Here is an 8922-nt window from a genome sequence, read left to right on the forward strand (position 1 = left end):
GCGATACACTTTGCCCAGCCGGAAGCCGTATGTAGAAAGGTAAATTGCCATCAGGCCCGCTAAAAAGATTGACCAGCGTAAAGCTACTCATGTCTTTTTCTTGGCCTAAACTAATGATTTCATTGTTACTGTCTAAAATAATGGCGTTAAGTTTTTCTCCGGTCTGAGCATTGGTAAATGAATTCGACATTTGCTCAACCCGATATTTTAAATAAGTCATGTTTGCTAAAGCCAAGCTAAAACCCGTACATGACAAACCCGAATTAAATTGTGATGAGTTTTCACCGTTTTCCATTAAGTAAATAGACGGGACCGAAATAGAGGATGTACCTGAAGCACTCACACTACATGCAGCATGAGCCAAATTTCCCGTCAACATCAGTCCAGAGAACATACATAAATGTCTGAGTAATTTTTTTGTTTTTATATTCATGGCAAAGATACCTCGTGACAAGTAACAGGTTTAACCACCACAATCTGCTGCTTGGCTTGTTCTACATCTACAGAAAAATCTGCTTTACAAATACTTTGGTCCGAACGCTGAACCGTTACGGTGTTATTCGGTTTTAAATTTTCTAAATAGACAATGCCATCCATTCCCACATAGGAAGACTCTTGATCCGCTCTATGTACTACAGACCCTACCGGCACAGGTTTGCCATCTGCCTGAGTCAAATAGATATTGGCAGAAATAGACTGATGAACAGGGAACTTAATCACAACGCCCGAACCGCGTTTAGCCGCTATCCGTTGTTCAACTTGTGTGATTGTAAAGTTTGAAGGTAAGTCGATTGGGTCGACGCTGTATTTACCCGAATAATAAGGTGTTACCGATGGCACAAAAATATGGCCTTTTTTATTACTGCGGCCAATTAAACTGTTTTCGTATCTGACCAGAACATCAGGCACTTGGTTTGTATCGATCAATGCAAAAGATTCACCTAATCGGTTTGAAGCAAATAAATCACCTGCCATATAAATTAGGGAACCGGATAGGCCAAACCAGTAGTTATAGTCATGGTTTCCAGACAGACCAAAGTCAGTATTAATATAACTGTTGCGATAATTGACGCGTGCCTGATTTAAATCTTCACTATTTTCATTAAAGCGTCGGGTTAAATCGACACCAAAACCACCTTCAGACGGAACAGAGCGGTTGAAGTTAACGTAGCCAGTATCACCCTGCTTATTAAACGCATAACCTGAGTTAACAGTCGCGTTTCGCTGAAACAACGGTATCGAAAGCTGAAATGCAGCACTCCATTCTTTTTCAATGAAATCACGGTTGGCACTTAATGAAACAGTCACGCCATTCATATAAGTCGGTAAAACAGGCGCCCAAGACAAATTTAAGAAGCGATTTTTAAAGTCATTCGCCTTGGTATTGATATAACCAACGCCAAAAGTTCCTGAGTTTTTAGTGGCAAAGTAAGTATTGGCCGTTAAGCTTTTATTGCTATTTACTGAAATTAAATTGCTATATTGCAGCCGTGAAAGGTCGGTATATTCATCATCACGTTGGTTATGGTTAATGCTAAAACCAAACCGATTACGGTTATAGCTGTATCCAACTGTATATTGATTACCTTCCAAGTCTCTCGTTCGATCTTCAGACATAGATTTGTCGGCTTTACTTTGGGTAAAAGAGGCACTCAGCACACCTAAATTTGCAAGCTTGAGCACAGACCCAGCACCCAACAACTGTAAATCTGAAGAAAGTTCGGTGCGTCCTTCTACAGTCAGCCAGTCATTTACCCCATAACGGGCATCAGCTGCACTTGCAAATTTTCCATAAGAAAAATTCTTAAGTCCGTAGTCTTCTCGAATTTTCCCTAAAGACAATGAGTAATCAAATAAGCCGGGCTTGAGCAAAGTATTAGAAATATAAAATGGGACCGATGTTGTGACCTGACGCCCGACTGCATCGGTCGTAACCACAACAGCTTCCCCTTTACCGTTAATAAAAGGAACATTATTTAAAATAAACGGTCCAGACTGTACTTCTGTTGAGCTGGTCTTTTGCCCATTAATAATTAAATCGACTGTACTTGGCAACGCAGCTTGCCCAATAAATTGTGGCAATGGATAGGTAATTAAATCCGGTCGGGTTGAATAGTTTCTCTGTACCTGAAAACCGCCTAGTCGAACAGAAGTTCCCCATGTCGTTTTACTACCGGTAATAATGTCACCCAGTAAAAAAGATGTAGCATTCTTTTGGTTATCAAACTGCCAAGATGTGTCATAACGACGATAGCCATCATTATCTACAGACTCGGCGTTACCTTCATTTTTGTAATGGTTTTTGACATAGACACCAGAGTTTTTAATGACCCCTAACGGAGAGAAAAAACGCTGCTCAGTAAATAAACTACTGGTTGAACCGCCTTGATAGGGTCTATATGTATAAAAATCATAGTTATTGAGCAGCCCTATACCAGACTGAGCGACTTCCGGCTTATACCATGAGTCTTTACCCAAAACTTGAGTGGGCATCCAAGCGGGCGGAAAATTGAGCTTAAAGTATTGGTTCGAAGATTGATATTCATAACTTACATCTTTTAATTTATCTAAAGATATCCAATCACTCGCGTCACCACTAAACCCCAAGGTCAAAACATCTTGATTAGATAAAGATGTGTCAGTGTTTGTTAATAACTCTTGAGGGATGTTAATTTCTAATTCATCAATCAGCTTCTTTTTTTGTATGAAGTACTCATCATTTTTCACAATAACAGGCACAACTTGCTGGACCGAATATTGGTTCACAACCAAATCGAGATACAGTTTAAAAAGTTGATTAATTTCATTAATGTCTCTTGGTGGTGGAGGCAAATCACCTGCAAACACAGTATTTGGAATATTTAAACATCCACCCGACAATAAAATCAGCAAAATACTTTTGCATAAATTATTATGCCGAAGGATCATGATGGATCCTCCATTTTGGTGATTTCGATCAATTCTTGTTTAATACCAGAACTGTCTACACCATAAATTTTAGATGTTTTTGACAACTCATGTGCCGTCGACTGATCAATAGCAAAATTTACAGTGCTATTTGATAAAACATAGCCAAAAGCAGCCTTTCCTAAAGAGATATCATTACCTGTTTTTGAAGTTTTCAGTGCCGAAAGACGGGCAAACTTCTGACCATTATTTTTAAGATATAGCTCAGACTGGCCTTGTTGATTGGTTCGAACTGACCACTGTAAAACTGGTTTTGCTAAAGCATTTTTTGCATTAAGTTTTTGACTTTCTTCGGTTAATCCACTGCCGATTCCTTTCCCATAAGCAAACAATGGAATTGAGTAACGCATTTGGAAACTTACTTTAGAAGCATCTTGCTCGTTGCCATCAGAAAGTCGAATCGGTAACTCATCTACAATCAGACGATATGACTGCTCTTTGCCATCCGGCAAATTGGCGCTTTTGGTTAAGCGAAGCATATGCTTCTCGCCTGCTTTAATTTTAGCTACAGGCGGGCTTGGTATAATTTCTGATTGCTCACTATAGTTATCTTTTAAGCCATCTTGATTCCATTTAAATACCCGAATTTGCACCATTGCATCGGTCTTACCCGTATTTTGAAGCCAAACCGCAGTTGCCTTTTCATTGGCTTCAATTTTTGGATAAATCGGCCAAATTAGAAAAGTTGCTTGTGCCATCACAGGTGTAACAAGTGATAATGTACTTGCAAATAAAAAAGATTTTAAAATGCCATTTTTAATAAATGCAGAATTGTTCATACAAATCACCATGTAATCATTATTGAAACAGTATCTTTATAAATTCCGGCCACATGGGGTTCATTATTATTTTCTAAATCAACGACACCATATATTTCAAAATTTGCCAGACGGTTTGTAGGTGTTGTAGCAGGCAATAAATATTTATTACCTACAATATATTCATTGGATAAACTGCTAGAGTTATATAGCTTGTAAGATAAATAATTAGTGGATGAAGCATTCTTCATACGTCTTGTATTATTTTGAAGGTTTTCACCACCATCTATAGAAATACTTACAGGTAAACTTTCCGTACAACGGATATTCCAAGAACCTTTGCTATTAATAATATTAGTCACTACTTTATTTTTTGATAAAGCAGAGTATTTACCAAAATCCATGTTTTGCTCAATATTATCTATTGAACAGCCATTTTCAATTTTAGCTTGTACTTTAAAACTTGAATTAAGCTGAGGATCTGCTGCATATATAAATTGACTAACAGATAGCAAAAATATTGCTTTAAAATATAAGTATTTCATTTTTCTTAAAACTCAATCGTAATTGGTACTATATCTTTATATTCACCCTTAGATATACGACTACCATCATGGGCTGCTTGACCAAAAATATCGATATTCTTTTTATTATTCATATCATTAAGAATAAAAGCTTCATTTGCTTTAATGACTTGTTTATTTAAACCATAGAGCAAGTTATAAGCAATAAAATCTCTACCATTACTTAAAGCATGATAATAATTTTGTGAAAATGAAGCTGGAATATTACTATCATTATTTCCTGCTCCAAATATTATTTTTACAGCTGAAATACCAGCACACTCGATCTGAAAACCTGAATTACTATTATTAACTAAACTAGCTTCTAAAACCCCTTTAAAAGCTGTGGTAGCTTCACCAAAATCTATAGTTCCAAAATTTAAATTTGCCGTATTATTTTCTACAACATTATTATTAACAGAACAAGAAGGCAATAATTCAATTTGACTAGTTAATTTAGCTCCGATTTCACCCGCATTTACTAAAGAAATTAAAAAATAAGAAATTATAAATGCTGAACCACGATTGAATATCATCTTCCCTCCATTTAAAACAGGTCTACTCATCTTTGAGCAAACCTGCTACTCAATTAATTATTTCTTTTTTATATTTAGAAATTTACAGTGACTAATAGAGTATCTTTATAATCGCCTTGTGCTTTTGGTGTACCTGTATTTGGAGCAATTGCACCGAAAATTGGTACAGCAGTAGCTTGGCCACTTACTGTAGTGAACTGTTGTGGTTGGTTTACAACATAAAGGTTTGTACGTGCAGCATCGCGATAAACGTTATATGCAACTACATCAGCAGAAGCCGTATTTTTTAAAGTACGGTCTGTACGTTCACCACCGTCAATTGCGACTGTAAAATCAACAGGATCTGTTCCATCACAAGTCACAGAAATATTGCCACCTGTTGCTGCTGAAGTAACTTCAGCAGTTAACACGTTGTTCCAAGTACCGGAAGTTTTACCAAAATCTAAAGTACCAAACTTGTTCATATTTCCTTCAGTTTGACTACCACCTACAGTACAGCCTGTTGAGATATTTAATTTAACGTCAACCTGTCCAGTAACAGCTGCTTGAGTATTTACCGCATAACCAGCAACTATTAATGCTGCAAGAAGTGATTTCTGAATGTTTTTCATATTCATAACCTACATATATAATGATTAGATTTGTAGAACAAAATGAATCAAACTCGACAAATAAAATATGGCTAATCTGTTTTATATATAAAACAAACTACCTTTTACTATTGTGTGATTCTCTTCACAATTTAATAACAATTATTTAACTTGTATACACATATTACAAAAAGACTATGTTGAGTTATTTAAAATCATTTTTTTTAATCTTATAAAAACACCCGATTAAATACCCACCCCTACTTTATTAAAATGGCTAAAAATTAGAAAAAGAAATTATCGTTTTAACGATCATACTTTTTAAATAATTATTCAAATACAATTATTTATACACACAACAAAAACAAGTATTATTTGTTTTTATTAAAATAGGTAACATGACCTATTTTAACCCTACCTAAAGAAATAAAAATAAGTCATTTGACCCATTTTTTAACCATTAATTAGGTCGAATGACCTAGATTAAAAAAATATAGGTCGTTCGACCTAATTTTAGTTTAATAGAATTTAAATATTTTATTTATATTTTTTTAATTTCATGGTTTAGAATGCCTTTTTTTAAATAGTACTTACAGGCTGGATAATGATCAAAATTGATACCTTTGATACTATGCAAATAAAGAAGTCCTTTACCACTCTAAAAGGGCAAGAAAGAATAAAGCAGATCTTAAGAAATGCTGAAATAGTTTTTCTTACTAAAGGTTATTCCGGATTTAGTATGAGAGGAGTTGCAACTCAATCAAATATTAGTTTAAGTACTTTGCAACATTATTTTCAAAATAAAGATATTTTATTAAAAGCTTTACTTAATAAATTAATTTGTGACTATATACAGCGTATTGAAATTTTAATTAATTTGAATGCAAATGAACCACCTTTAATTCGGTTTATGAATATTATCACTAATATAATTTATGAAATAGAGCAACCGATCATCACAAATGCATTTAAAGAGTTTTTCTCTATTTCAGATCATTTGCCCTATGTATATGAAGCTTTGTCAATCATACAAAAGTATAATCTCGAACTTATCTATAAAATCATCCTCCCCATTCATAATAAAATATCTTCAGAAGAATATAAAGAAAGAGCGATTATTATAATCACTCAACTTAATGGATATTTAGTTCAACATTCGAACAAAAATACAGATGAAAGTTATAAAGAATTTTTAAGAAGTATACTGTTAAAAAATATATTAAGATTAGTCAGTGAACCATAAATTTTAAAACATAGGAGCCAGTTCTCCTATGTTTTTAATATATGGTGATGTTGTACTCAATTATTATATTACTGAGCGAAAGCTTTAATTTCACTTCGAATCAAAATATGTCGAGATGGAAAGTAAAAGCGATAAGCCAATTCGTAAGAGTCAAATAGAGCTAACTGAGATTGATGAGTTGCCCAATAATAAGCCGTCATTCCCTTTTCTTTCCTCACATTTAAATAGTAAGGAACAGCAAAGTTGTTCGAAACAATCATAAAACTCATAGTATTTGATCTAGCTATTTAGTGGTTTTGGACAAAGTCAGCTTTAATTGAATCTAGCGAACGTAATATGGGCGCCAACATAGACTCCGCAATTCGCATGGCTTCTGACTCAGACTTGTGTTGAATAGCTTGAACAAGTTCACTATGTATTTGCTGGTTTGGGTCAGGTAAATTTTTATTAGTCACTAGCTCTAAGGTGTATTGATAGCTTGAGTTTAAGAAATACTCATAAGTTGCCTGTAAAGCTTTATTATGAGTCGCCTTGGCAATTGCCAAATGTAGTTTCTTATCACTTAACATGAAGTTAGCAACATCTTGTTGATTTGTTGCTGCTCTATGTTCTAAACACGCTATAACATCGCGCATATCTTCAGGCGTGCTATGTCTAGCAGCTAATTTAGCAATTTCGATTTCTAATAAACATCTTACTTCTACGTGTTCATATAAATCAGAATGATGAATTGAATTAATCACAATTGAAAAGTCATTTTTCGTGCGTACAAAAGTACCCAGCCCCTGTTTGACTTCTAAAACACCTAAATATTCTAAAATTTTAATTGCTTCACGAATGGTGTTTCGGCCCACACCCAAACCTTGAACAAGCTCAGGTTCAGTGGGAATTTTCTCATCTACTTTCCAAATATCATTTTTAATATTCTGACGTATGACATGAATCACTTCATCGACCAGTGATCTTTTTTGAATTTGCTCAATCATTAAAATTGGTACTAGTAAGCTTAAACATACGGTGATACTATCATCCTATGTTTAATTGTTCAATTTCTCTTTCATGCATTTTTAAAGGTTGAGCTCATGGAATTAAGTCAGACAATTTCAAATCTTATTTTTGAAATTCAAAAGCTTACTCAAGCAGTCGAAAAAATTTCTAAAACCCAAGAAATTTCTGTAGATGTCTTAGATGAGGCAATCGCCTTTAGATGGGAAAGAGAAAATAATAAAGGTTCGCTCGTCGCGATCCGCAAACCTCAACTCATTTCTTTTAATCATCTTTGCAATATCGACAGCCAACTCACCAAAGTAAAACTAAATACTGAAGCCTTTGCAAAAGGCTTGTTGGCAAATAATGTACTCATGACAGGCTCACGTGGTACAGGCAAGTCGTCTATTGTAAAAGCCTGTTTAAATGAATATCACCACTTAGGCCTTCGAGTGATTGAACTTGAGAAAAAGTATTTAGAAGATTTGCCTAAGATTATTAACTTACTACAAGACCGTACTGAGCGTTTTATCATCTTTTGTGATGACTTGGCCTTTGAAGCCGGTGACTCAAGTTACGCAACTTTAAAAACTGTATTAGATGGTTCACTGGCCTCTAGTTCAGACAATACACTCATTTATGCAACATCAAATCGAAAGCATATGGTGGCCGAATACAATAAAGATAATACCGAGTTAAATGTCGGGGAAAATGGCGAATTACGACCTGGCGACAGCATTGAACAAAAGATTTCTTTAGCAGACAGATTTGGTTTACAAATTAATTTCTATGGCTTTAGCCAACAAGAGTATTTAAAAACTGTTCAATACTGGCTAAATGAATACAAATGGCAGCAACGCGAAACTTGGGAAACGATTCAGTTAAAAGCTATTCAATATGCAACTCAGCAAGGCAACCGTTCAGGAAGAATTGCCAATCAATTTGCCAAAATGATTGTGGGCCAAGAAATGCTAAGTGCAGCAGATTTAACGGTTTAAGTTGTTGGCTATAAAATGCCCCATAAAAAAAGCCCTTACGGGCTTTTTTTAATTAAGCAATAAATTTCAACATAAGCTGAATCACAGTTGCATTAATCAAGTCGACAAAGAATGCACCACAAAGCGGAACAATTAAGAATGCTTTATGCGATGGGCCATACATATTGGTAATCGCCTGCATATTTGCAACGGCGGTTGGTGTAGCCCCCATACCGAAACCACAGTGACCTGCTGCCAATACTGCCGCATCGTAATTTTTCCCCATTACACGGAAAGTCAC

General features: G+C 35.1%; 10 protein-coding genes and 1 pseudogene. 2 read left to right on the top strand and 9 right to left on the bottom strand.

Annotation, left to right across the window (positions count from 1 at the left end; genetic code table 11):
- The 6 genes and pseudogenes from csuE to csuAB form a co-directional block, all read right to left on the bottom strand.
- Nucleotides 1-433, bottom strand: a pseudogene (csuE, locus tag C1642_RS19860) (Csu fimbrial tip adhesin CsuE); the annotation flags it as partial.
- Nucleotides 430-2928 (bottom strand): Csu fimbrial usher CsuD, encoded by a 2499-nt coding sequence (gene csuD / locus C1642_RS17540; protein ID WP_103236657.1) that lies wholly within the window; start codon nt 2926-2928, stop codon nt 430-432. The pseudogene csuE and the gene csuD, both read right to left, overlap by 4 nt.
- The gene (gene csuC, locus C1642_RS17545; RefSeq protein WP_153992656.1) at nt 2925-3758 is read right to left on the bottom strand and encodes a Csu fimbrial biogenesis chaperone CsuC; all 834 of its coding nucleotides are present in this window, start codon (nt 3756-3758) and stop codon (nt 2925-2927) included. Before csuC ends, csuD begins: the two co-directional genes overlap by 4 nt.
- The gene (csuB, locus tag C1642_RS17550) at nt 3752-4270 is read right to left on the bottom strand and encodes a Csu fimbrial biogenesis protein CsuB (RefSeq protein WP_103236658.1); all 519 of its coding nucleotides are present in this window, start codon (nt 4268-4270) and stop codon (nt 3752-3754) included. The genes csuC and csuB overlap by 7 nt, the downstream gene beginning before the upstream one ends.
- Before the next feature lie 5 nt (nt 4271-4275).
- Nucleotides 4276-4824 carry a Csu fimbrial biogenesis protein CsuA gene (gene csuA / locus C1642_RS17555; RefSeq protein WP_062936572.1) on the bottom strand — a complete coding sequence of 183 codons (549 nt, stop codon included), beginning with the start codon at nt 4822-4824 and terminating at the stop codon, nt 4276-4278.
- Between the two features lie 74 nt (nt 4825-4898).
- Nucleotides 4899-5435, bottom strand: a complete 537-nt coding sequence (csuAB, locus tag C1642_RS17560) for a Csu fimbrial major subunit CsuAB (RefSeq protein WP_103236659.1) — start codon at nt 5433-5435, stop codon at nt 4899-4901.
- A gap of 583 nt (nt 5436-6018) precedes the next feature.
- Between csuAB and C1642_RS17565 the strand changes: the two genes are divergently transcribed.
- Nucleotides 6019-6657 (top strand): TetR/AcrR family transcriptional regulator, encoded by a 639-nt coding sequence (locus C1642_RS17565; protein ID WP_000590088.1) that lies wholly within the window; start codon nt 6019-6021, stop codon nt 6655-6657.
- Nucleotides 6658-6725: 68 nt separating this feature from the next.
- Here the strand turns inward: C1642_RS17565 and C1642_RS17570 are convergent, their stop codons facing one another.
- Both C1642_RS17570 and C1642_RS17575 read right to left on the bottom strand, forming a co-directional pair.
- Nucleotides 6726-6917 carry a hypothetical protein gene (locus C1642_RS17570; RefSeq protein ID WP_000637306.1) on the bottom strand — a complete coding sequence of 64 codons (192 nt, stop codon included), beginning with the start codon at nt 6915-6917 and terminating at the stop codon, nt 6726-6728.
- Nucleotides 6918-6944: 27 nt separating this feature from the next.
- Nucleotides 6945-7643: a FadR/GntR family transcriptional regulator gene (locus C1642_RS17575; RefSeq protein ID WP_000572517.1), complete on the bottom strand. Its 699-nt coding sequence runs from the start codon at nt 7641-7643 to the stop codon at nt 6945-6947.
- 96 nt (nt 7644-7739) lie between these two features.
- On the opposite strand from C1642_RS17575, the gene C1642_RS17580 reads away from it, so the two are divergent.
- Nucleotides 7740-8642 carry an ATP-binding protein gene (locus C1642_RS17580; protein ID WP_000423653.1) on the top strand — a complete coding sequence of 301 codons (903 nt, stop codon included), beginning with the start codon at nt 7740-7742 and terminating at the stop codon, nt 8640-8642.
- A gap of 52 nt (nt 8643-8694) precedes the next feature.
- Here C1642_RS17580 and C1642_RS17585 read toward each other — a convergent pair.
- A partial coding sequence (locus C1642_RS17585) for a sodium/glutamate symporter (RefSeq protein WP_322869421.1) occupies nt 8695-8922 on the bottom strand: 228 nt, incomplete at its 5' end.

Origin of the sequence: Acinetobacter sp. AKBS16 (assembly GCF_002899995.1) — a bacterium.
Taxonomy (GTDB): domain Bacteria; phylum Pseudomonadota; class Gammaproteobacteria; order Pseudomonadales; family Moraxellaceae; genus Acinetobacter; species Acinetobacter baumannii.